The sequence below is a fragment of the Rufibacter latericius genome (genome assembly GCF_003721515.1).
Lineage (GTDB): Bacteria > Bacteroidota > Bacteroidia > Cytophagales > Hymenobacteraceae > Nibribacter > Nibribacter latericius.
This window is the reverse complement of sequence record NZ_RJJD01000005.1, coordinates 90,139-110,192: the sequence shown is the minus strand read 5'-3', so window position 1 is coordinate 110,192 and position 20,054 is coordinate 90,139. Positions and strand designations below refer to the sequence as shown.

The 20,054-nt window shown below is 52.4% G+C and carries 17 protein-coding genes and 1 tRNA gene; 7 read left to right on the top strand and 11 right to left on the bottom strand.

The window, feature by feature from the left end:
- Positions 1-200: 200 nt before the first annotated feature.
- From EFB08_RS10065 to EFB08_RS10040, 5 genes are all read right to left on the bottom strand, one after another.
- Complete coding sequence (locus EFB08_RS10065; RefSeq protein WP_123126826.1) at positions 201-1,298, bottom strand: sensor histidine kinase; 1,098 nt, start codon at positions 1,296-1,298, stop codon at positions 201-203.
- Positions 1,299-1,819: 521 nt separating this feature from the next.
- Positions 1,820-1,945, bottom strand: coding sequence for a hypothetical protein (locus tag EFB08_RS23880; RefSeq protein WP_262707475.1), 126 nt, complete (start codon positions 1,943-1,945; stop codon positions 1,820-1,822).
- A 271-nt stretch (positions 1,946-2,216) separates the two neighbouring features.
- The gene (locus EFB08_RS10055; protein ID WP_123126824.1) at positions 2,217-2,510 is read right to left on the bottom strand and encodes a circadian clock KaiB family protein; all 294 of its coding nucleotides are present in this window, start codon (positions 2,508-2,510) and stop codon (positions 2,217-2,219) included.
- Between the two features lie 67 nt (positions 2,511-2,577).
- The gene (kaiC, locus tag EFB08_RS10050) at positions 2,578-4,029 is read right to left on the bottom strand and encodes a circadian clock protein KaiC (RefSeq protein ID WP_123126823.1); all 1,452 of its coding nucleotides are present in this window, start codon (positions 4,027-4,029) and stop codon (positions 2,578-2,580) included.
- A gap of 786 nt (positions 4,030-4,815) precedes the next feature.
- Positions 4,816-4,890, bottom strand: a tRNA-Val gene (locus EFB08_RS10040).
- 174 nt (positions 4,891-5,064) lie between these two features.
- Between EFB08_RS10040 and EFB08_RS10035 the strand changes: the two genes are divergently transcribed.
- From EFB08_RS10035 to EFB08_RS10025, 3 genes are all read left to right on the top strand, one after another.
- Entirely contained in the window at positions 5,065-7,578 is a 2,514-nt protein-coding gene (locus EFB08_RS10035) for a YhdP family protein (RefSeq protein WP_123126821.1), read from the top strand.
- A gap of 129 nt (positions 7,579-7,707) precedes the next feature.
- Positions 7,708-8,880 carry a serine hydrolase domain-containing protein gene (locus EFB08_RS10030; RefSeq protein WP_123126820.1) on the top strand — a complete coding sequence of 391 codons (1,173 nt, stop codon included), beginning with the start codon at positions 7,708-7,710 and terminating at the stop codon, positions 8,878-8,880.
- A gap of 115 nt (positions 8,881-8,995) precedes the next feature.
- Positions 8,996-9,847 (top strand): tellurite resistance TerB family protein, encoded by an 852-nt coding sequence (locus EFB08_RS10025; protein ID WP_123126819.1) that lies wholly within the window; start codon positions 8,996-8,998, stop codon positions 9,845-9,847.
- 323 nt (positions 9,848-10,170) lie between these two features.
- Here the strand turns inward: EFB08_RS10025 and EFB08_RS10020 are convergent, their stop codons facing one another.
- The gene (locus tag EFB08_RS10020) at positions 10,171-11,283 is read right to left on the bottom strand and encodes a mechanosensitive ion channel family protein (RefSeq protein ID WP_123126818.1); all 1,113 of its coding nucleotides are present in this window, start codon (positions 11,281-11,283) and stop codon (positions 10,171-10,173) included.
- Positions 11,284-11,354: 71 nt separating this feature from the next.
- Between EFB08_RS10020 and EFB08_RS10015 the strand changes: the two genes are divergently transcribed.
- A complete protein-coding gene (locus tag EFB08_RS10015; RefSeq protein ID WP_125077702.1) occupies positions 11,355-11,732 on the top strand; it encodes a hypothetical protein in 378 nt (125 codons plus the stop codon).
- A gap of 204 nt (positions 11,733-11,936) precedes the next feature.
- Here EFB08_RS10015 and EFB08_RS10010 read toward each other — a convergent pair whose 3' ends face one another.
- Together EFB08_RS10010 and EFB08_RS10005 are read right to left on the bottom strand one after the other, a co-directional pair.
- Complete coding sequence (locus EFB08_RS10010) at positions 11,937-13,163, bottom strand: Glu/Leu/Phe/Val dehydrogenase dimerization domain-containing protein (protein ID WP_123127046.1); 1,227 nt, start codon at positions 13,161-13,163, stop codon at positions 11,937-11,939.
- Positions 13,164-13,694: 531 nt separating this feature from the next.
- Positions 13,695-14,768 (bottom strand): anhydro-N-acetylmuramic acid kinase, encoded by a 1,074-nt coding sequence (locus tag EFB08_RS10005; RefSeq protein WP_123126816.1) that lies wholly within the window; start codon positions 14,766-14,768, stop codon positions 13,695-13,697.
- Between the two features lie 104 nt (positions 14,769-14,872).
- Between EFB08_RS10005 and EFB08_RS10000 the strand changes: the two genes are divergently transcribed.
- Complete coding sequence (locus EFB08_RS10000; protein WP_066830613.1) at positions 14,873-15,181, top strand: ArsR/SmtB family transcription factor; 309 nt, start codon at positions 14,873-14,875, stop codon at positions 15,179-15,181.
- Between the two features lie 314 nt (positions 15,182-15,495).
- On the opposite strand, the gene EFB08_RS23875 is transcribed toward EFB08_RS10000, so the two are convergent.
- A complete protein-coding gene (locus EFB08_RS23875) occupies positions 15,496-15,627 on the bottom strand; it encodes a hypothetical protein (RefSeq protein ID WP_262707474.1) in 132 nt (43 codons plus the stop codon).
- Between the two features lie 51 nt (positions 15,628-15,678).
- Between EFB08_RS23875 and EFB08_RS09995 the strand changes: the two genes are divergently transcribed.
- Complete coding sequence (locus EFB08_RS09995) at positions 15,679-16,041, top strand: hypothetical protein (RefSeq protein ID WP_125077701.1); 363 nt, start codon at positions 15,679-15,681, stop codon at positions 16,039-16,041.
- 46 nt (positions 16,042-16,087) lie between these two features.
- Here the strand turns inward: EFB08_RS09995 and EFB08_RS09990 are convergent, their stop codons facing one another.
- Together EFB08_RS09990 and hemA are read right to left on the bottom strand one after the other, a co-directional pair.
- On the bottom strand, positions 16,088-17,038 hold the full coding sequence (locus EFB08_RS09990) for a phosphodiester glycosidase family protein (RefSeq protein WP_123126814.1): 951 nt from the start codon (positions 17,036-17,038) through the stop codon (positions 16,088-16,090).
- A gap of 355 nt (positions 17,039-17,393) precedes the next feature.
- A complete protein-coding gene (gene hemA, locus EFB08_RS09985) occupies positions 17,394-18,668 on the bottom strand; it encodes a glutamyl-tRNA reductase (protein ID WP_123126813.1) in 1,275 nt (424 codons plus the stop codon).
- Positions 18,669-18,850: 182 nt separating this feature from the next.
- On the opposite strand from hemA, the gene EFB08_RS09980 reads away from it, so the two are divergent.
- Positions 18,851-20,038: a sensor histidine kinase gene (locus EFB08_RS09980; protein WP_123126812.1), complete on the top strand. Its 1,188-nt coding sequence runs from the start codon at positions 18,851-18,853 to the stop codon at positions 20,036-20,038.
- The last annotated feature ends 16 nt before the right edge of the window (positions 20,039-20,054 follow it).

Below are 20,054 nucleotides of genomic sequence, written 5' to 3'. Positions count from 1 at the left end.
AAAACAGACGGCTATAAAGATGCCAGTGACCGGGGTTTAAAAGCATCTGCCTTTTAGGAGTGTTTCAGCACCCTGGAATATGCCCGTCGAAGGGATTAGGTGATTGTAATTCCTTGGCAATCATTGTCACCAGGCTTGGAAGAACAGCCATTGGCATCCTCTTAAACTTTGAACGATCACTTGGATGCGCAACCCAGTGCTTATCCAATGGGGGGAAGCTTCCCCTTGAAATATACTTTGAAGGTGGAGCCTTCCCCCACGACACTCTCCACCTGAATCTCTCCGCCCATGTCCTCCACCATGTTCTTGACAATAAACAGCCCGATCCCGGTGCCTTCCACCTCATCCCTCAGCCGGGTGTAGCGGGTAAAGACCGCCTCCTTTTTGCCTTCCTCAATCCCTGAGCCATTGTCGCTCACGGTCAACAGAATGGAATCTGGCAACTCCTCCGTTTTGATGAGGATCTCAGGCCGCCTGTCAGGCGCCTTGTACTTGATGGCGTTGCTGAGCAGGTTGTAGATGATGCTTCTGACGTTCTTTCTGGAAAAATTAATCTCTGATACCCCCACCTCTGAGGTGATTTTAGCGTTGGTCTCAGAGATTTTGTCTTTCAGGGAGAGGATAGCGTCCTCTATCACGTTCTCGAAGTTCACCCGCTCGGGGGCTTTGGTGAAGTCAGTGTCGTTCACGCCAATGTCTACCAGGTCATCCACCGTTTCCTTCAGTTTGGCAATGGACTGGCCTAACCTCTCCAAGACCTGGATCGTCTCTTCCTCGTCGCCGTTTCTCTCATTGAGGATGCCCACCAGGGCCTCTATGTTTGAGATAGGCCCCTTGATGTCGTGGTAGAGCGCGTGGATAATGATCTCATGGTTCCGGTTGAGCTTCTCATATCCCTTCAGGATCTGAATGCGGTCGTTGATATCGATGAACGTGATGATGACGCCATTGCTCCTGTTCTCCTTCCTGATGATGTAGGGCAGGATGTTCATCTGGTACCAAACCTTGTCTGTGGTCTGTATCTCCTTCTCCAGGCTTTTGTTGCTGTCAATCACCTCATGGATGTTCTCGATGATGGTGGGGAAGCGGATGTTATTGGACACCTCATTTATGTGCCGCCCCACGTCACTGTCGGAGAGCTTGAAGTGCGTCATGGCCGCCGGGGTGAACTTGCGAAGGATCATATCCGCATCCACGAAAAGCTGCGGGATGATGGTGTTGCTGAAGTAGTTCTCCAGCTCATCGTTCAGCTCGATGAGTTTATCCAGTCTATCGGTGTTCCCAGGTGAGTTCCCCATCAAAATAAAGGCGGCTAAGGTTATTAAATTCGAGAAGGTAGTATTTAAGGGTGTTTTCAGGACCCAACTATGGCTTATCCCAGAAGCATGCGGCAGGCCGTCTCCCAGCCGAGGCATTTGGATCATCTCCCGTGCGCCACGTTCACGGGGTCTGGCCCTCCTACATAGAAGAAACGGCACCTACGGGAGTGGCTGTCCAGGGCCGGTGCAATTATAGCCGCGTTTGGCGAATCGCCTCACCGGCCTAACTCCCCGGCAGGGTTCGCCGTAGCGGATACGCAGTTTCCCTACGGGTATTGGTTTTCCATCATTCAACCCTATACGGGAAAGGGGGATTCCCGGCCGGTTCCTGACCAAAAGGCGCTTTGCCCCGAATCGCTCTGGGTAAGGTTCGGCACCGCTTTCCGGGATTCCCACCGATTTCAGGGATTGGTCCTCCACTACGACCAGGTAGGTGGTAGAGAGGATGGAATCTTGCCTGGCATCCTCCTCTGTGCCGGGGCTTAGCTGGGGGGCATGCCTTAGATGCGGAACCCGTTACCCAGTAGGTGGGTGACCTGATGGGCGGTGTCGTTCGAGGGCACCTGGTTGTTGCCGGGCTTGGGGCACTCCACCTTACCTAGTACTGTAATGAATCTCTGCTCCATGGTTTCCTGCAAGGTGTTGTCTACGCTAGGTCCTGCTACTATCCGGGAGTGCAATGCTGGCAGGGGAAAAGTTTCAGGGGAGGGAACGGGATACCTTCCTAAAAGCGGGTTGATATTGAGGATGCCGCACATATGCGGGCTCTATCCATTCATTCAAATTGGACTGTCGAGGGGGAATACGCAGCAGACATACCGTAAAATCCAGGGGCTTTATCAACTAGGCAGGCCGCTTTATGCGGGATGATAGCCGCTGCGTGAAAAGCTGACCTTCTTACTGCTTTAGTAAATGGTCCACATTGGCGATGCCTAAGCCTGCCAGCACGCGGGTTTGTACGGTCAAGGCGCCAATCAGACGCACCTCCGGCTGAGGCCATTTCCTGATAAGGGTGGGAATAGCCAGAATGCCGGCTTCCTCTGCCTTGTCCGGATTTTCCTGAATATCTATAATCTCGAGCTGGTAGTCACCAGGGAAGTATTTCTTGAGGATAGCATTCAAATTTTCCTCAGCCCCCACGGAGGTGGTGCTGTTTCTGTTTATGAATAGTTGTATCCAGTAATTAGTCATTATTTTTTGTGCTAGGTACTTTGCGTTCCTTTGGGCCCGGGAAGGTCTTTCCCATGAGAGTACTTCCTTAGGCTACTATAGGGGTGTTGGAGAGCAGGCCGCTTATACCGGTGATAGGCTGGCCAATCTGCATTCCCTCCTCGTTTATCAAGATCTGGCGGATGGAGGCGTCATGCCGGGAGCCGCGCATCTTGAGTACGGTGATACTCCGCTGCATCTCGCCAGTCAACTCCACGTACCTCAGCAAGATGATGGTGTCAGTGATGGTGGCGATGTCGCCCTCGGTGATGGAGGCCCCGCCAGTGAGCATGTGCGTGGTGGCGGTGAACATCGTGGTGACCTTTTCGTGCCTCAGGAAATTGGTGAGCGCCACCACAAACTCCTGAAATCCCTTTTCGGAAGGGTTGCGGGTCAGGGCCGAGATGCTGTCAAGGGCGATGCGGTCGGGTCTGAATTCCTTTACGAGTTCCTGTATGTTGATGAGGTGGTCTTCCAGCGAGCAGACCTCCGGATAGGTGGAGACTACCTTCAGCAATCCCTCGGTCTCCAGTTGCCCCAGGTCCTGGCCCCAGCCCTTGGCATTCCTGAGGATCTGCTCCCTGCTTTCCTCGAAAGCCAGGAGCAGGCAGCGCTCCTTCTTCTCTTTGGCGCCGTTTATGAAATTAGAGGCCAAAAGCGTCTTACCGGCTCCCGTGGCTCCGGAAACCAGGACAATGGAGCCTTTGAAAAACCCGCCGCCGCACATCTGGTCCAGTTCACGCACCCCAGAGGAGACGCGTTGGTCCGATGCCTGCTGGGTCAGTCTCATGGCCGAGATAGGGACGATCACTATCGCCTGCGAGGGCACGATGGTAAAGGGGCTCTCCCCTTTCACGTGGTTGCTGCCCCTGAATTTCAGGATCTCGATGGTGCGCCGGCGCCGCTCGTTCGTGAGCACATTGCGCAGGATCATGACATTGTCCGCCAGGAACTCCTCCACTCCGTATCGAGAGATAGCCCCGTATTCTTCCGTCCGCTCAGTGGTGATGAGGGCCGTGGCTTTCACCCGCCTGAGCGTCATGGTCACCTTGGACATCTCCTGCCGGATGATATTGTGCTCGGGGAAGTGGGTGAAGATGCTGCCGATGGAGTCAATGACAACTCGCTGGGCGTTGTTTTTGGCGATGGACCTTTCCAGCCTTATCCTGAAGGCGCTCAGGTCAAACTCCCCGATGGTGATAACGTCTTCCTCCTTGGGGGAGGCATCTATGAACGTCCATTTTCCCTCGGACTCCCATAGGTCTATGTCCCAGCCGAACCCTTTCAGGTCATTCCGGATGTCCTCCACCTGCTCCTCAAAGGTCACGAACACTCCATTCTGGTTGAATTTCAGGATTCCCATGGCCAGGAACTGGGCAGCGAACAGGGTCTTGGCACTCCCGGAACTGCCGGCTAGTAACGTAGTCCGCCCAACAGGCAAGCCGCCCTCTGAGATAAGGTCAAAGGCATCAATACCTGTCTGAAGTTTGGGAATGCTCATAAACGGTTAACTAAGAAGGTGTAGGGTGGTGGAAAGATGGCAAACGCGCGACAGGTGAACGGTAGTGATTTTCAGGCGCCTGGAGACAAAAGTAGTGGAAGGCAGCCAATAAAAGAACTGTAGAGGGATATATAGTAGCCTGCAAGGGATTGATGCTCCTAGGGGCTTTCTTGTGGTGACCTATTTTGATCCTTATAAAGTTTGAAACCATCAAAAGAGGGACGTCTCCCGACCCTCAACGGGTATTCCATTAATGGAGCGAACTACCACTGATATGTTAACCAAGGATGGAATAATCTGGGAGCAGAGAGATGAGGACTTGGTTGGCAGGGGGAAGTTAAAGGGTTTGGTAATAAGGGGAGGTGCCCTTGTCAACATTGCCCTACTAGGATTTATTCCTAAGTTTGGGAGAATCCATAACCCCATTGATAAAATTCTACGCTCTCCTGTTCTTTAGCCTTCTAGCCCAATTATACCTTCTTACCCCCCTCGCTACGCAAACCGCCGGTTTCTCCTAGGCAAGGAGCATCACCAGCCCAACCATGGACCACATAGCCTCAGGGCAGGCGGTAGCCTGCGACCTCAACGGCATTCCCGCCTCGCTTCGGGGGAATAGACGGAGTAGATACTAAGATGCCCTGAATGTTAAAGAAGAACTGATGGAAAATCTTTTTCTTGAAGAGAATGGAAAACTTCGTTCAGGCGTGAAAGAAGCCAGATGCTTGCAAACAATTTGCAAATAAAAAAGCACTTACAAGTTTAACCTCGTAAGTGCTTTTTAGTAAGTGGGACGTGCTGGATTCGAACCAGCGACCCTCTGCTTGTAAGGCAGATGCTCTGAACCAGCTGAGCTAACATCCCTTTTTTTGTTTTTCGTTGACCTTTTGTCCCCGTTTGATGATGCAAATATGGGGGTTGTTTTTTAATCTACCAAATCCAGTTTTGAAAAAAATGCTAAAATTTCTGAAGAACCGTTTCACCATTGGAGGGGCGCTAGGCTTGCCGTATATTTAACGCCTGAAAATCAGAAAGTTTGTGAAAAGCAGAAAACGGGTAAGTCGGTTGATTTTTTTTGGGGTAGCCGGAATTTTTTTCGTCATGGCCTTGGCCGTAGGGGTGCTGTACCTGTATCAGGATAAAATCATAGGGCTTTTTGTGGCCGAGGCCAATCAGCACATCAAGACCAAAGTGGCCGTGGAGAAGATAGAGGTGACCTGGTGGGAGCAGTTTCCGCAGGTAGCCATCCGGATGGAGAATGTAGAGATAACCGAGACCGTGCCGGGCAGCAAGGTTCCGCTGGCCAGAATGAAGAAAGTCTACAGCACCTTTGACATTTGGGATTTGTTGCGCGGCACTTACCACCTTCGGGAAATGCACCTGGAAGACGGAACCGTACACGCCCGGGTGTTGCCTAATGGCGAGGCAAACTATCTTTTTTACCAGAGTACAGATACCGTTCAGGGAGACAAACTCAGCTTTGAACTACAGCGCATCAGCCTCCGGAGGGTGCAGGTGATTTACCAAGACCTGAAACGGAAGCAGCGGTTCCAGGCCCAGGCGCACGCCGTCTCGGCCAGTCTGTCAATGGAGGAGCCCATCCTGAAGATTGAGGCGAGCGGCAATACCCGCATCCATGCCATCAGCATTGGCAGCAATGATTACTTCAGAGACAAGGAAGTAACCCTGCACAGCCACCTAAGCCTGAACACACAGAAAAAAGAAATTTCCATAGAACCTTCTGAGGTGAAGATCGGGAGGGCCGTGTACGAGGTAAACGGTCAGATTGCTCACCGGGGAAAAACCCAACTGGACCTGCAGGTCAAAGGCAAGAACACCGATGTGCAGTCTATCCTAGCCTTGCTGCCACCCAAATTCTCCAGGCAATTTTCAAAGTACCGCAGCAGCGGGAATGTGTATTTCAGTGGCGGGGTGAAAGGAGAAATGTCTTCCAGGAAGAACCCACAAGTGACCCTTTCTTTTGGGGCGCGAAATGCTTCTTTCTTCCACCCAGACTACCGCGAGAAAATAGAGCAGGTGAACCTGGAAGGGCGCTTTACAAACGGGGCCCAGCAAAGTTGGCAAACCTCGGTGCTGGAGTTACGCAAGATCCAGGGCAAGCTGCAGGGCAATCCTTTCAGCGGAGAGGTGGTATATAGGAACTTCGCCAACCCAGACCTGCAGGTGCAGTTGAAAGCCCAAGTTGATGTGGGGCACGTTTTGGGGCTGTTTCCGGTAAAAGACATCAAAAGCGGAAGCGGGCAGGCTCAGGTGCAGTTCGCCTTCAGTGGAAATGTAGGGGCCTTCAGGAGAAACCCTAATGGGGCGGGAATCAGCGCCAGCGGCGAGGCTACCTTGAAACAAGTGCGCCTGCAGTTAAGGCAGCACCCGGTGCCTTTGACGAACCTGACCGGCTCGTTCCTGTTCCGGAAGAATGACGTGGCGGTCTCCGGTCTCAAGGGCCGCATGGGCAACTCTGATTTTCAGGCCAATGGTACTCTCCATAACGTGCTGGCCTGGCTTTTCCTGAAGAACCAGACGCTGCGGGTAGGGGCAGAGGTGAAGGTTGGGTCTCTGGATTTAAATCAGGTGTTGACGGCTTCCTCGGGCGCGAAAAGTCTATCTGGTTTAGGAAAAGGCAAGGTAGCTTCTTCCTACGCGTTCAACATGCCCGCCCGGCTGGAGTTAGACCTTAAAACCTCGGCGCAAAAAGTGAAATTCAGGCGGTTTAGAGGCAGGCAATTACACGGGCGCATCCAGCTCAAAGACAAGGTGCTCTCTACCCCCGGAATGGCGGTGCAAGCCGGTGGAGGGACTTTCAGTATCCGGGGCCGGATGGATGCCCGCAGGCCGTTGATCAAGGTCACCTCTGTCGCTAACCTGGAGAACATCCGGGTGGACAGCCTCTTTTATGTGTTCGAGGATTTCGGGCAGAACTTTATCATGCAACGGCACCTGCGCGGCGAGCTAACGGCCCAGATTGAGTCAGACACCTACCTGGACCATCACCTGTCACCCCGAACCGATCTGGTGCAGGCCCAGGTTAAAACCATCCTGCGGAACGGCCAGCTGATCCAATTCGCGCCCATGCAGAAACTCAGTTTGTTTGTGAAACGCGACGAGCTGGCGAATCTCCGGTTCTCTGAGATCAGGAACAACTTCTACATCAGGAACCGCATCGTCTACATCCCCGAGATGGAAATCAAATCCAGCGCCACCCGTTTGTCATCTATGTCGGTCTCGGGCACGCACACCTTTGACCAGGTAATGGACTACCACGTGCGTCTGCCGCTCAAAGCCAACCGCCGCGACAAAGACGAACGCTTTGGCGTGGTAGCCGCCGGGCCCACCTACAACCCCAACTTGTTCCTCACCATCAAAGGCCGGGAAGGCAACTTCAAAGTAGCCTATGACCAGCAGCGGGTAAAACAGAAAGTGGCCACTGACCTGAAGCGCGAGAAGAAGGTGCTAAAGGAAATTCTCCAAGGCAAACATCCAGAAAAGAAAGAAACCAAAACCGTAAAGCCCTCAACAGAATACTTTGAGTTTTAAGGCTGTTTTGTAGAAAACGGCTTGGAAACGCCTTTTGAATTTGGTCTCCTTTTCAGAATATGGGCGGGAAACGATGCTCTATGTTAGAAGTCTTTCTATCTTGCTTTTCAGCCAGCACCTTAATCCCCTATGAGAAAAATACACCATCGGCTTCTGCCGTTTCTGTGGCTTGGGCTTTTTGCCTGTCAGACCAACCCAACTGCTACTACCCAAAGCGCCTCGGCGGATGCCAAAGTCTATTACCCCGAGAAAGGCGATAAATGGGAGCAGAGAACGCCAGAGCAGGTAGGCATGGACCCCGAGTTGCTGTCACAGGCGGTGCTGTACGCCCAAACCCAGGAAACCAAGATGCCGAAGGATTTCTCCACCCAGGAAGAAATCTTCGGGAAGTTGCTGGGGCCGATTCCTAAAAGCCGGGCGGGCACCAACGGCATCATCCTGCGACACGGCTACATTGTGGCCGAGTGGGGCGATACCAAGAGCGTAGATCCCACCTACAGCATCGCCAAAAGTTTTCTGTCTACCATCCTGGGCGTGACCCTGGACAAAGGCATGATCAAAGACATCAACGATCCGGTGGCCAACTACATCAAAGACGGCGGCTATGACTCGGAGCACAACCGCAAAGTGACCTGGCACCACCACGCCCAACAGACAAGCGAGTGGGAAGGAGAACTCTTCGGGAAGACGCACACGTTTGTGGGGAAAGAGGAATTTGGCAACGGCGAACGCAAACCAAGAGAACTCAAAGAGCCCGGCACCTTCTATGAGTACAACGATGTGCGCATTAATCGCTTTTCTCTATCACTGCTGCGCCTCTGGAAAAAGCCCCTGCCAGAGGTCCTGAAAGAGCAGATCATGAACCCTATTGGCGCTTCTGATACGTGGCAGTACCTGCCCTATAAGAACTCTTACGTGGACGTAGACGGCAAACAATTGCCCAGCGTAAGCGGCGGTACCCGTTGGGGCGGCGGCCTCTGGATCAACACCCGTGACGAAGCCCGTTTCGGCTATCTGTTCCTGCGGGAAGGCAAGTGGAAGAACAAGCAGATCGTGTCTAAAGAATGGGTGAAGAAAGCGACCACGCCCGGCCCGCATGGCCCTGATTACGGCTATCTCTGGTGGCTGAACACCCAGAAAAAGCAATGGTCTAGTGCCCCGGCCACTAGTTTTGCGGCATTGGGCGCGGGTTCCAACACCATTTGGGTAGATCCGGAGCATGATCTAGTGGTGGTATGGCGCTGGCACGGCACCAACGGAGACGAGTTCTTCAAGCGCATTCTGGCCTCGGTAAAGAAGTAAAGAGAAGAGGGAATTCTGTTGGCGTTTAGGGCTGGTTTTCAGAAAAAGCGGCCCTAAACGCCAACTCGTTTTAAGCCGTGTCGTTTGTGTAATTCTACACCAACACATTGAAACTATGGCTGAAGAAACCACCACTCTTTTGAAAGATTACTCAGATCAGGAAAAAGGAGCTTACCTGGGCGCATTGGCGACCATTGCCTCGGCAGACGGACATGTGTCTGAAGACGAAATTCAGTTTCTGCAACTCACCAGCGAAGCGGCAGAACTGCCCGAGAACCTACAGCAGGAAATTATCTCTATCGCTAAAAATCCTTCCCAAATAAGTCTGCAACGGTGCCTGGATGTGCTCAAAGGCAGCCCGCTGCGGTTCTCTTTCATCACCGATATTATCAGCTTCGCGAAGTCTGACGGGCAGTACACCGCCGATGAACAGCAGCGTATTGCGGAGGTAAGCAAATACCTGGGCATTGACCAGAAACAGTTCAGCATTCTGGACCAGTTTGTGGACAAAGCCAACCAAGCCCAGCAACAAGGCGAAGACCCAACTTCGCAATCGTTCCTGAATAAAAGCGGTTTTGGCGATATGTTCAAGAATTCTGGCATTTCCACGGGCATGGTGACCGGGATGTTGGGCGTTCTGGCTCCCATTGTGATCAGTGGCATGATGAACCGACGCCGGGGCGGATATGGCGGCGGTTACGGCGGTGGAATGATGGGTGGCGGCATGGGCATGGGCGGAGGCTTAGGCGGATTGCTGGGCGGCCTGTTAGGCGGCGGAATGGGAGGCGGAATGATGGGCAGAGGCGGCATGTACGGCGGTGGCCGCATGGGTGGCCTGGGCTCCATGGCTTCCATTCTGGGCGGCTTAGGCGGCCGACGTGGCTATGGCTCCGGAATGGGCGGCGGAGGCTTAGGCAGCCTGCTAGGCGGTATTCTGGGCGGCGGCCGAAGAGGCTCCGGCTGGTAACAGTAATCCCATTCTCAAAGCACTCCCTGTTTAGTGGCCAATTCTGTAAAATCAGCCGCTAAACAGGGAGTTTGCTTTAACATTGGGCGAACCCCAAAATGATGTTTCTGAAGAGAAATGTCTGTTGCCTTTGTTGGGGATGATACTATAATTGTGGGGCCAAGAAAGAATGTGTACGACGTTACAGGGTAACGTCGCTACGGAATAACCCGGCCATGTAGTCTCGTTACCCTGTAAGGAGGTACTTGCGAAAGGGCAACCCCAAGGGATTGCCCCTACCTCAGCCGCCGGTCATCAGACTCATCTCCACATCTTCAAATCAGCTACTCTTCCTGCTTCACGAACACGGTCTGGCTTGGTAACGCGAACTTGGCGCCGTGTTTTTCCACAATCTCCACAATCTGGTAGTTAATCTCCTCTTTCACGTCAATGTACTGGTCGTAGTCAATGGTGTCGATGAAGTACAGCACCATAATTTCTTTGGAGTGAGGACCTAGGTTGAAGAACCGCACGCGGCCATCCTGGTTTGTGCGTGGGTAGGCATCTATCAAGGCTTGGATATCAGTGACAATGGCTTTCAGTTGTTCCGAGGTGGTGTTGTAAGTAAGCATCAAGTCAAACTTTACCCGTCGGAAGGTGCGCAGCGTGAGGTTGTCCAGTGGTTTATCAATCATGCTTTTGTTGGGCAGCGTCACGTAGCTTTTCTCCAGCGTCCGGATGCGGGTACTTCTAAAACCGATTTTCTCCACGGTGCCGGTTATCTCGCCCACCTGCACCAGGTCGCCCACCACAAACGGATGATCCAGGAAAATGGTGAAAGAGGCCAATAGGTTCTCCAAACTTTCCTTCGCGGCAAACGCGATGGCCAAACCACCTACTCCCAGACCAGCTACCAAACCGGCTACGTTCACCTTAAACACCGCCCCCAAAATCACGAAGAACCCGATGATGACGAGAATCACCTTGGTGAAATCCACGAAGAACGGCACCAGTTGGTCATCTAGCTTGGAGAGCGTTTTAGCGGCTCTTTTGGAAAACATCATCCCGATGAAGTCCACCAGCCGCAAGATGACCCACGTAAGCGAGCAGATCAGGAAAATGCTGTAGATGCGTTGCAGCACGCGCTTGAGGCCCAGCTCTTCTTTCCCCGGCAACCCCAGTTCCGGCGGATAGTTGAGGTTGTCAAAGGCGATGTAGAGAAACACCAAAAAGGCAAGCACCTCCAGCGGAGTCACCAGCAGCCGCTTGAACTCCTCTTTGGTCACATCTTGGTTGATGCGCTTGATGATTCCCCGGAACAGGATGGTAGACAGCAGCCGCGAGGCCACCGTTTTGAACAGGAAACCGCACAGCATGATCCCCACGAAAATGAGGTATTGCTGCACCGTATTTCCCAGAAAGACAAAGCGTAAAATATCTGAAACCTGGTTCTGCATCTGTTAAAAGTTTGGCTGCCTGCAACCAATACATGGAGACAAGGGTCTTACAAGAAATGAATGGCAAATCTATGAAACGAAAAATCTTATTCCAGCTTTTTGCCCTAGGGCTGTTCCTCAGCGTGACCGCCTGCCAGATTCCCGAAAACGATATCACCCAGGAGGCGGAGCAAACTGCCGAGACCGGTGGTCAGTGGCTCGCCTTCGCTGAACTTCAGTGCGGGAACAACCCCTGGGGGTACTGCAATACAACTCCAGACACGAAAGTTTGCGTGAAAAAGTATGTGCAGGACCAGGGATTTACCGTTTTAGAGGTCACCCTCACACCGGCTCCCGCTGATCTGGTCACCTGTGCCGCCTGCCATTGCCCCACCGGCCGCACCTTCAAAGTAAGGGTGCAGGAAGCCGATGTAACTAAGCTGGAGAAGGTAGGGTTCAAAAAGCAATAAGCATTAACCCCGCACAAAATTTTCCTCAGGGCTAACCTTTATCTGGACAACATTTTCCTATCCGGAAGGAACGCTTTAAAACGCATCTGCCATTTCAAGCCTGGTTTCTGTAAAACCGGCCCGAAACGGCAGATATGTTTTATAATATACAGCCCCTCGTTTCGGCTGATCTCTCTGAAACCAGGCCCGAAACTAAGTTTTGAGTTACAACAACTGGCTTAAGGCAATTTCGAAGCACGTCTTGGCGATCTCGGTTTTCTGCGGATTGCGTACGTGAGCTTTCTCCAGCGCCAGCCTGATGGTGCGGGCGATATCAGTGAAGATGGCTTCATCCGTGATTTCCACATCCTGCTCCATCAAGTAGGCAAACACGCGCGCCATGCCGCAGTTGGCCACAAAATCTGGAATGACGGATACCTGCTGATCGGCGAACTCGCCGGTAGCCCCGAAGAAAATCTCCGGATCTTTGAACGGCACGTTGGCTCCGCTGGAAATCACCTCCAGACCGTTCCGTTGCATGCGCTCCACCTGCTCGGTAGATACCAGCCGCGAAGCCGCCGCCGGAATAAAAATCTCGGACTTCAAATCCCAGACGCGGGTATTCACCTCCTCAAAAGACAGTAGGTTCTCGGCCTGCAGGGCATTGCCCACGCGGTTAAGGAAAAGCTGAGTGATTTCCTCGGCAGAGAAGCCCTCTTCGTTGATCAGTCCGCCGGCTCGGTCAATAATGCCCACAATTTTCACGCCCTCCGAGGCCAGATAATAGGCCGCCGCCGCGCCCACGTTGCCCCACCCCTGTATAATTGCCCGTTTGCCTTGCAGCCCGCCACCCCACAGTTCATAGTAATGGGCTACCGCTTTGGCCACGCCGTAGCCCGTGATCATATCGGCCACGGTGTATTTGCGGGGCAGGGAAGGAGAAAAATGTGCGTCTTCCAGCACTTTACTCACACCTTGGCGCAACTGGCCCAACTTATTTATTTTCTGCGGCTCGGTAGCCTTGAAGTGTCCGTTCACAATGCCCTCCTGCGGATGCCACAGGCCGTATTCCTCGGTAATGGGAATCACCTCATGAATCTCGTCCACGTTCAGGTCGCCGCCGGTGCCGTAATAATTCTTGAGCAACGGGTACACCGCCCGGTACCAACGCTCCAACACGCCTTGCTTTCTTGGGTCTGCCGGATCAAAGTTGATTCCTGACTTTGCGCCGCCAATGGCCGGGCCTGATACCGTGAACTTCACCTCCATGGTTTTCGCCAGCGATTCTACCTCGCGTTTGTCCAAGCCTTTGCGCATGCGCGTTCCGCCTCCGGCCGCGCCGCCGCGCAACGAATTGATGACCACCCAGCCTTCGGCCTCGGTTTCAGCATCTTTCCACTCAAAAACGATTTCGGGGCGCTTGTTCTCAAATTTGGCGAGGAGGTCTTTCATAGCAAGAAGGGGTTCTTTGTTGTTTGGGTGCAAAGGTACAGGTTAACGGCTGTTTGTTTTTAGAGAATTTGAAGTTTCAGGTTGATGGGAGGGAAGTGTCCTTACGGTTGATGTGAGAGAAGTGTCAATACCGTTACACTTTTACAGGCGCAGGGTTGGTTTGTCTTGTGCATGCAGTTGGCTTGTGCTGGCGAAGGGCTGCAGTTTGCGTAGGTGCATGAGCAGTGTTGTTGCATAGCTGAGCTCCGAGCGCTCACGGCCGCGAGGCCCCGCCTTCCGGCATCGCGCTGTGCCAGCTTCCTTTGCTCCTTTCAGTCGCAATGCCTGTCGGCACCGGAACCTGCCTAGGCGCTCACCCGAAAGACTGGAAACAGGAATGCGCTAAAAGACTTAATAAAACCTCAACCTTCCCTCCTTTCCATGGTTCAAGTCTGTGACTTGGACCTACTATGACCGGCAGTTTGCAAAGCAGTGAGGCGAGAGCCTCAGGAGTGTGTTTAGGACCTTCTTTCGAGAAAACTGGCCCTAAATTCAGCTCCAGTAAATGGCGCCGCCGCAGTTGTCATGATGGGCACCGGTGACGCTGCGCAGGCAGTTGGGTTCCTGGCGCCAGCGCAATACACCCAGGAAAGCGAAGATGAGGGCTTCCTTAAAATTTACTAATTCGGGCTTGGGTACTACTACCTCAAAATTGGGACCTAAGTACTGCCTGATTTGCTCTACCAAAAAGGAGTTGAAGGCACCACCGCCGGTAAGCAGCAGTTTGCCCTGGTTCTGGGGCGTGTAGCGTTGCACCGATTGCGCGATCTGGAAGGCCATGTGGTGGCAGGCGGTGTGCAATTTGTCCTGAACCGAAGCGTTAAAAGCCTGCAGGGTTTTCAGGCTATGCACATCGGCCCACTCTTTTCCGATGGATTTCGGGAAAGGGGCTGTGAAATAGGCTGGTTCGTTGAGTTGGTCGAAAAGGGCTTGGTGGAACTGGCCGGAGCGGGCAAAGTCGCCGTTGCGGTCATAAGGTTGGCCCAGTTGCTCGGCTAAGGGGTTCAGGAGCATGTTGCAGCACGAGATATCAAAGGCCACGCGGCGGTCTTCGCCTTCCTGCGAGATGTTGGAGATGCCGCCCAGGTTGAGGCAGAAGTCGTACTCAGAAAACAAAAGCCGGTCCCCGATGGGCACGAGCGGCGCGCCTTGTCCGCCCAGGGCGATGTCCAGCGTCCGGAAGTCGCAGATGACGGGCAGACTGGCGGCGGCAGCCAGGTAGGCGCCGCTTCCTACCTGAAAGGTGAGGTGCTGCTGGGGCTGGTGGAAAACGGTATGCCCGTGCGAGGCCACAAAGTCTACCTGCAGCTGGTGACGATCTACAAAAGCACTGACTAACTCGCCCAAATAGTGCCCGTAAGCCCGATCCGTAGAAATTATTTCGGCGGCTGTGACCTCTGTAAGGCCCACCAGGCGCTGTTCCCAAATATTTGAATATGGAACTGTTTCAGTATTAAGTATTTTATATATCCAATTGTCATCATTATACGTAAATCTGCAATAAGCCAAGTCAACTCCGTCTAACGAAGTACCCGACATAATACCTATAACATGGTAAGTCGCCATGCGTTAAAGTAACGTAATGTTCAGGTATGAAGCAAAGCGGGTTGCAGGGCGGGTTTAAAGGCGCGGTGACGCGTCTATTGTAGTATTGATTTTTGTGTGTCCTTATGAAAAGTTTATTATCCAGAGTGGAATCTAAGAAGATTGATAAGGCTGCGTCTATGCTGAAGGTGTTGGCGCACCCAAAAAGGCTGGCCATCGTGGATCTTCTGGGTAAGGAAGACAAGATGACTGTGACAGAGATTTACCAGTACCTGGATCTGCCGCAGGCCATCGCTTCACAGCATTTGATCACGCTGAAAGACAAGGGGGTGCTCTCGTCCTTCAAAGTTGGCACCAAAATCTATTATTCCCTATCCATCCCGAAGCTGATTGATGTGATTGACTGCCTGGAGGAGTGTTGCGGCGACCTGTAATGTTTCTGCCTGCCTCGGAGTAGTTTCCCTCTCTCATCAAGTAAGTATCCCCCAGAACCGTTTCCAGCCTGTTTCTAAGGAAGTAGGCCAGAAACGGTTTTATTTTTTAGGCGGGTACTATATTAAAAGTAAAGCAAATGGCTGTGCATTCCCACTAAAGGCCGAAACCTGTGTACTGCAAAGATTTTGTTGGTAGAAGAGTGTTCCTGTTAAAGTCTCCTTATCTTAACTATTCCTATCCAACACTATACCTCAGATTTATAGCTGCTTTTCCTATGGATTGCTTCCGCAGTACGTTCGTTTTTATAAGGTGCCTAAGAAGCGCTTGCCTTCTGCTTTTCTTCGTCTTTTCCTGCTCCGATGATGATGATGGCGGGCCAAGGCTCCCCGAGGCCACCCGGCAAGGGTTGAACACCTTCGGCTGTTTGGTGAATGGGAAGGTACATGTGCCTAAGGGGGGCAGTATTTGGAGCGATAAATCCTACGAGTGCTACAACATGTACCTCTTCCAGTCCTACAACCCTGTAAAAGGCTGGTTTTTCAAAGTGTCCGCCTCAGACTTGGAAGACCAAAATAAGCCAATGGTGTCGTTAGGCACTTACGCACTGGAGATCATGGAGGGGGGAGTGTACCCCCTGACTACTCCTTACATCGAGGGCAAAGCCTTCGGGGATTACTTCCAAAAGGCCCCAGTCGGGCTGGAAGAGTACAGCGTATCCTCGCCGCTCAAAGGCGAATTGCGCATCACCAGGTTGGACCACCAGAAGAGAATCGTGGCGGGTGCGTTCTGGTTTGACGCGATAAATGCAGTGGGCGATAAGGTAAAAGTGCGCGAGGGCCGCTTCGACATGAAGTTTTAAGGTCGATTTTAGAAAATCAACCTTAAAACGAATTAGTATCCATTGGTTACTCTTTATACTTCAACACCAGCACTGCCGGTACAGGCCGTTGACCTTCTTTGTCTGAGGGTTTGATGGTGTCTTTGCCTTTCACGTACAGCGCGCTGGAGCCGCCTCCGTCAAGGTTCAAGGCCTCCCGGCAACCTAATTCCACCATCAAACGGGCCAGTTGCTCTAAGCTGGCACCCTCGGCAACGCCTTTGTTGCGACCTTCCACCATTAAAATGATCAGTTTCTGATCTGGGGTGTATCCCATGACGGTACGCGGGTTCGGCCCGATGAAACTGGCACCGCCGCGCATTTCTTCCTCTGCCGTGATATGTGCTTTGCCGTCCTGCACCAAAACCGGGCCGCCACCTACTGCCACCCGTGGTTTCCAGCGTTTCATGTTTCTGGCCGTGCGTCTGGAAGGTGCCGGATTTGGTTGGCCGTTGGCTCTGACGGCGTAGGGTGCAGTTAACTCCATGGTTTTCTTCTTCTTGCCCACGTTGTAGGCCCAAGCTACATCGGCGGTGCGGTTCCGGAAGAACCCGATGGCGCCGGTGGTGGGATAGTAGGTGAGCGTATCCGGCCCGTTCGGGTTTTTGCGCCTGACCGGCGCTTGTGGGGCCAAAACCTTGCCGTTGTTGATGACCAGGTTGAGGTTGCTGTTATCAGCGAAGGAGAAAAAGGTAGTGTTCACCACGGCCAGCACGTTGCCGGTTTCCTGCTCATAGTACTGTTTGGGCGTGTAGCGCTTGCCGTTGCCTATTCTGGTCAGGATCTCCAGTTTAGGGTCTTTCAGGTCTGCTTCCAGGTAGTAGGCTCTAAACGGTTTGCCGTCCAGGGAATCTGCGGTAAAGAACACTTTCACCGAGGCCGGCAGCCCTGCCTGATGTTCTGGGGAGGGTTGCCATTTTACTTGCGCAAATCCGGAAAGGGAAATGAAGGCAAAGCAGAGGACGAAGAGCTTTTTCATGACGCCAAGATAAAGCGTAGATGGTCAGGTTTTCTGTTTTAGCCTTCTTTTCAGGAAAACAGGCTTGAACCGAGGGTGTGGTGATTTTTGGTGTTTGCCTTTTGTGCTTTGGTGGAACCATCTGGATTGTTGGTGATAACACCAACAATGGCAAGTAAGACAGTCGGGAAACGAATGTAGGGGCAATCCCTTGAGGTCGCCCTTTACTTTTGCCACAGCATAGGGCAACCACAGAGGATTGCCCCTGCAAGCACCTGCAACATTAACTCCCAGCGGTTTAGGGCATCCACAAAAAAATCGGGACGCTCTTTGGAGGAACGTCCCGATTTTAGGGGTGATTTTATGAAAACAGGCGCTAAACGTGGCTTTCAGCCGATTGTTTCTCCAGGTCGAAGAGGTCGGTGAGCACGTCAATAAGGGTTTCTGCTTCGCCGCGTTTGCAGGCGGCCTTGAGCTGCAGTACCGGCAGTTTGATGATTTTCTGCATCATGGATTTGGTGACCTCGTCCATGTGCTTGGCTTCCTCAGCGGAAAGCTTTTTCATGTAGCGGGCCATTTCCTCCTGACGGATGGTTTCCAGTGCATTCTTCAGTTTCTGGATGGTTGGGGAAACGTTCATCTCCTTTGTCCAGTCCTGGAAACCTGCGATTGACTCCTTGATGATCTGCTTTACCTGAGGCACGGAGTCCAGACGGCGCTGCAGGGCCTCGGAGGCTTTGTTCTGGATGGTATCGATGTTATACACCAGCACGCCCGGAATCTGCTCTACCTGCGGTTCTACGCTGCGCGGTACGCTCAGGTCAATGAAGAACTTGTAGGTCAATACATTCAGGCGGCTCACCATTTCTTTGGTGAAGAACGGCTCGTCGCGGGCCACGGAGGAGATGATGACATCGGCCTCTTTCATGGCTTCCACCAGGTTCTCGAACGGCACTACTTCCAGTTTGCATTCCTCGGCCAGGAGCTCGGCTTTGGCTTTGGTGCGGTTAGAGATCTTTACGTTCTGGAAGTTGGAATCTGAGAGGTGACGGCAAACATCAGCCCCAATCTCGCCTAAGCCTACCACCAATACTTTAGGGTTGGCGATATCGGCGGTGAGGCTTTCTACCAGTTCCAGGGCAGCGTAAGACGTGGAGGCGGCTCCGTCACGGAACGAGGTCTCCTGTACTACGCGCTTGTTGGTGAAGAAGATGGTGTGCAGTAGGCGGTGCAGGAACGGTCCGGCAGCCTCGTTGTCCACACTCCACTGGTAGGCTTGTTTTACCTGATTGGAGATCTGCATATCGCCCACCACCTGCGCGTCAAGGCCCATGGCCACGTTGAACAGGTGCTGCACGGCATCAGCGTGCTCGTTTACGATGGTGAAATAATCCAGGTACTGGGAAATATCGGAAATACCCTTGCTGATGCCCAGCAGCTTCACGATCTCGTGGCTGTAGTCATCGTCAGAGGTATAATAGACCTCGGTGCGGTTGCACGTGGATAGCACTAAAATGTCAGTTGCCTGAATGAAATTTTTGAGCGTTTGCAGGAACTGTCGGCACGACCCCTCATCCAAGGCGATAAGCTCTCTTATGTCTAAGGGAGCTTTTTTATGTGAAAGACTGACGGCTCTAAAATTGTGAAGCATACGGCAGTTTTAGAATAGCATGCAAAATTACGGCGCGATCTTTTAATAATGAATTACTTTTGTATCTTTCTTTTATTTATACTCATTACAAATTGCGCAGAACAGACGCTTCTGCTGCTATCTTCGTTTAGAGAGAACACAATCACTAGACGGGCGTATCTCTTCTAGCGTTGCCTTTGTACATGATCCCGACCTCCATTTATTCCAAGAAATCTAGGTTAAAGCTCCTGATTATCGCGGTTGCCCTTTTTATAGGTGCCGCTACGGTTATTTACACCAACCTACTGGTAGCTAAACTCTCTGAACGTGAGCAACAATTGATTGACTTGTACGCCAAAGGTTTGCGCTACATGATCAACGCCGAGATTGACTCAGACAACCTGGTGTTCATTCAGGAAGAGATTATTGACGCGAACCGCTCGGTGCCAGTGATCCAGACCGATGAAAAGGAGAACGTCATCGCCTATAAGAACCTAGATATTCCCGAAAAGATTTCCGAAAACCGGAAAAAAAGGCTTCTACAGCGCGAAATAGCCAAGATGAAAGCGCAGCACAAGCCTATTGTGGTGTCTTATCAGCAGGAGTTCAAGAACTACATTTTCTACAAAGATTCTGAGTTGCTCACGCAGTTGCGGTATTATCCATATGTGCAGCTCACGGTCATTGCCTGTCTCTCTGTCATTGCCTACTACGCCTTCAGTTACTCGCGCAAAGCCGAGCAGAACCGCGTTTGGGTGGGTCTGGCCAAGGAAACCGCGCACCAGTTGGGCACGCCATTGTCTTCATTGATGGCCTGGTACGAGTACCTGAAAGGTAGCCCGAGGTTTGAGAACGAGCCTATTATAGAGGAGCTGGGCAAGGATGTACGCCGCCTGGAAATTATCACCGAGCGTTTCTCCAATATCGGGTCGGTGCCGGTGCTCAAAGACGAGCCGCTGCAACGGGTGCTGGAAAATGCCATAGGGTATCTGCGCAACCGCGTCTCCAACAAAGTGGCTTTCTCTATAGAATCTGAGTTTCCGCCCGAGACCACGGCCAAAGTCAACATTCCGCTGTTTGAGTGGGTGATTGAGAACATCTGCAAAAACGCTGTAGACGCCATGGAGGGCAAAGGCAGCATCACGCTTCGACTAGTGAAAGCCAATATAAAGGATGCTATCGCGCTGGATATTCAGGATACGGGGAAAGGCATTCCGAAGACCAAGCAGGAAGAGGTGTTCGTGCCCGGTTACACCACCAAGAAACGCGGCTGGGGTTTAGGCCTGGCTCTTGCCAAGCGGATTATCGAAAACTACCACCAGGGCCGCTTGTTTGTGAAGTCCTCTGAGGTTGGGAAAGGCACTACATTCCGGGTGGTGTTGAACCGATAAGGCATTTAGAGGCTGT

What these genes read in the sequence shown, in the direction of transcription:
- EFB08_RS10065 (WP_123126826.1), bottom strand. Translation starts at nt 1,298, where the DNA reads ATGGGGAACTCACCTGGGAACACCGATAGACTGGATAAACTCATCGAG.
- EFB08_RS23880 (WP_262707475.1), bottom strand. Translation starts at nt 1,945, where the DNA reads ATGGAGCAGAGATTCATTACAGTACTAGGTAAGGTGGAGTGCCCCAAG.
- EFB08_RS10055 (WP_123126824.1), bottom strand. Translation starts at nt 2,510, where the DNA reads ATGACTAATTACTGGATACAACTATTCATAAACAGAAACAGCACCACC.
- kaiC (WP_123126823.1), bottom strand. Translation starts at nt 4,029, where the DNA reads ATGAGCATTCCCAAACTTCAGACAGGTATTGATGCCTTTGACCTTATC.
- EFB08_RS10030 (WP_123126820.1), top strand. Translation starts at nt 7,708, where the DNA reads ATGAGAAAAATACACCATCGGCTTCTGCCGTTTCTGTGGCTTGGGCTT.
- EFB08_RS10025 (WP_123126819.1), top strand. Translation starts at nt 8,996, where the DNA reads ATGGCTGAAGAAACCACCACTCTTTTGAAAGATTACTCAGATCAGGAA.
- EFB08_RS10020 (WP_123126818.1), bottom strand. Translation starts at nt 11,283, where the DNA reads ATGCAGAACCAGGTTTCAGATATTTTACGCTTTGTCTTTCTGGGAAAT.
- EFB08_RS10015 (WP_125077702.1), top strand. Translation starts at nt 11,355, where the DNA reads ATGAAACGAAAAATCTTATTCCAGCTTTTTGCCCTAGGGCTGTTCCTC.
- EFB08_RS10010 (WP_123127046.1), bottom strand. Translation starts at nt 13,163, where the DNA reads ATGAAAGACCTCCTCGCCAAATTTGAGAACAAGCGCCCCGAAATCGTT.
- EFB08_RS10005 (WP_123126816.1), bottom strand. Translation starts at nt 14,768, where the DNA reads ATGGCGACTTACCATGTTATAGGTATTATGTCGGGTACTTCGTTAGAC.
- EFB08_RS10000 (WP_066830613.1), top strand. Translation starts at nt 14,873, where the DNA reads ATGAAAAGTTTATTATCCAGAGTGGAATCTAAGAAGATTGATAAGGCT.
- EFB08_RS23875 (WP_262707474.1), bottom strand. Translation starts at nt 15,627, where the DNA reads ATGTACCTTCCCATTCACCAAACAGCCGAAGGTGTTCAACCCTTGCCG.
- EFB08_RS09995 (WP_125077701.1), top strand. Translation starts at nt 15,679, where the DNA reads ATGTACCTCTTCCAGTCCTACAACCCTGTAAAAGGCTGGTTTTTCAAA.
- EFB08_RS09990 (WP_123126814.1), bottom strand. Translation starts at nt 17,038, where the DNA reads ATGAAAAAGCTCTTCGTCCTCTGCTTTGCCTTCATTTCCCTTTCCGGA.
- hemA (WP_123126813.1), bottom strand. Translation starts at nt 18,668, where the DNA reads ATGCTTCACAATTTTAGAGCCGTCAGTCTTTCACATAAAAAAGCTCCC.
- EFB08_RS09980 (WP_123126812.1), top strand. Translation starts at nt 18,851, where the DNA reads ATGATCCCGACCTCCATTTATTCCAAGAAATCTAGGTTAAAGCTCCTG.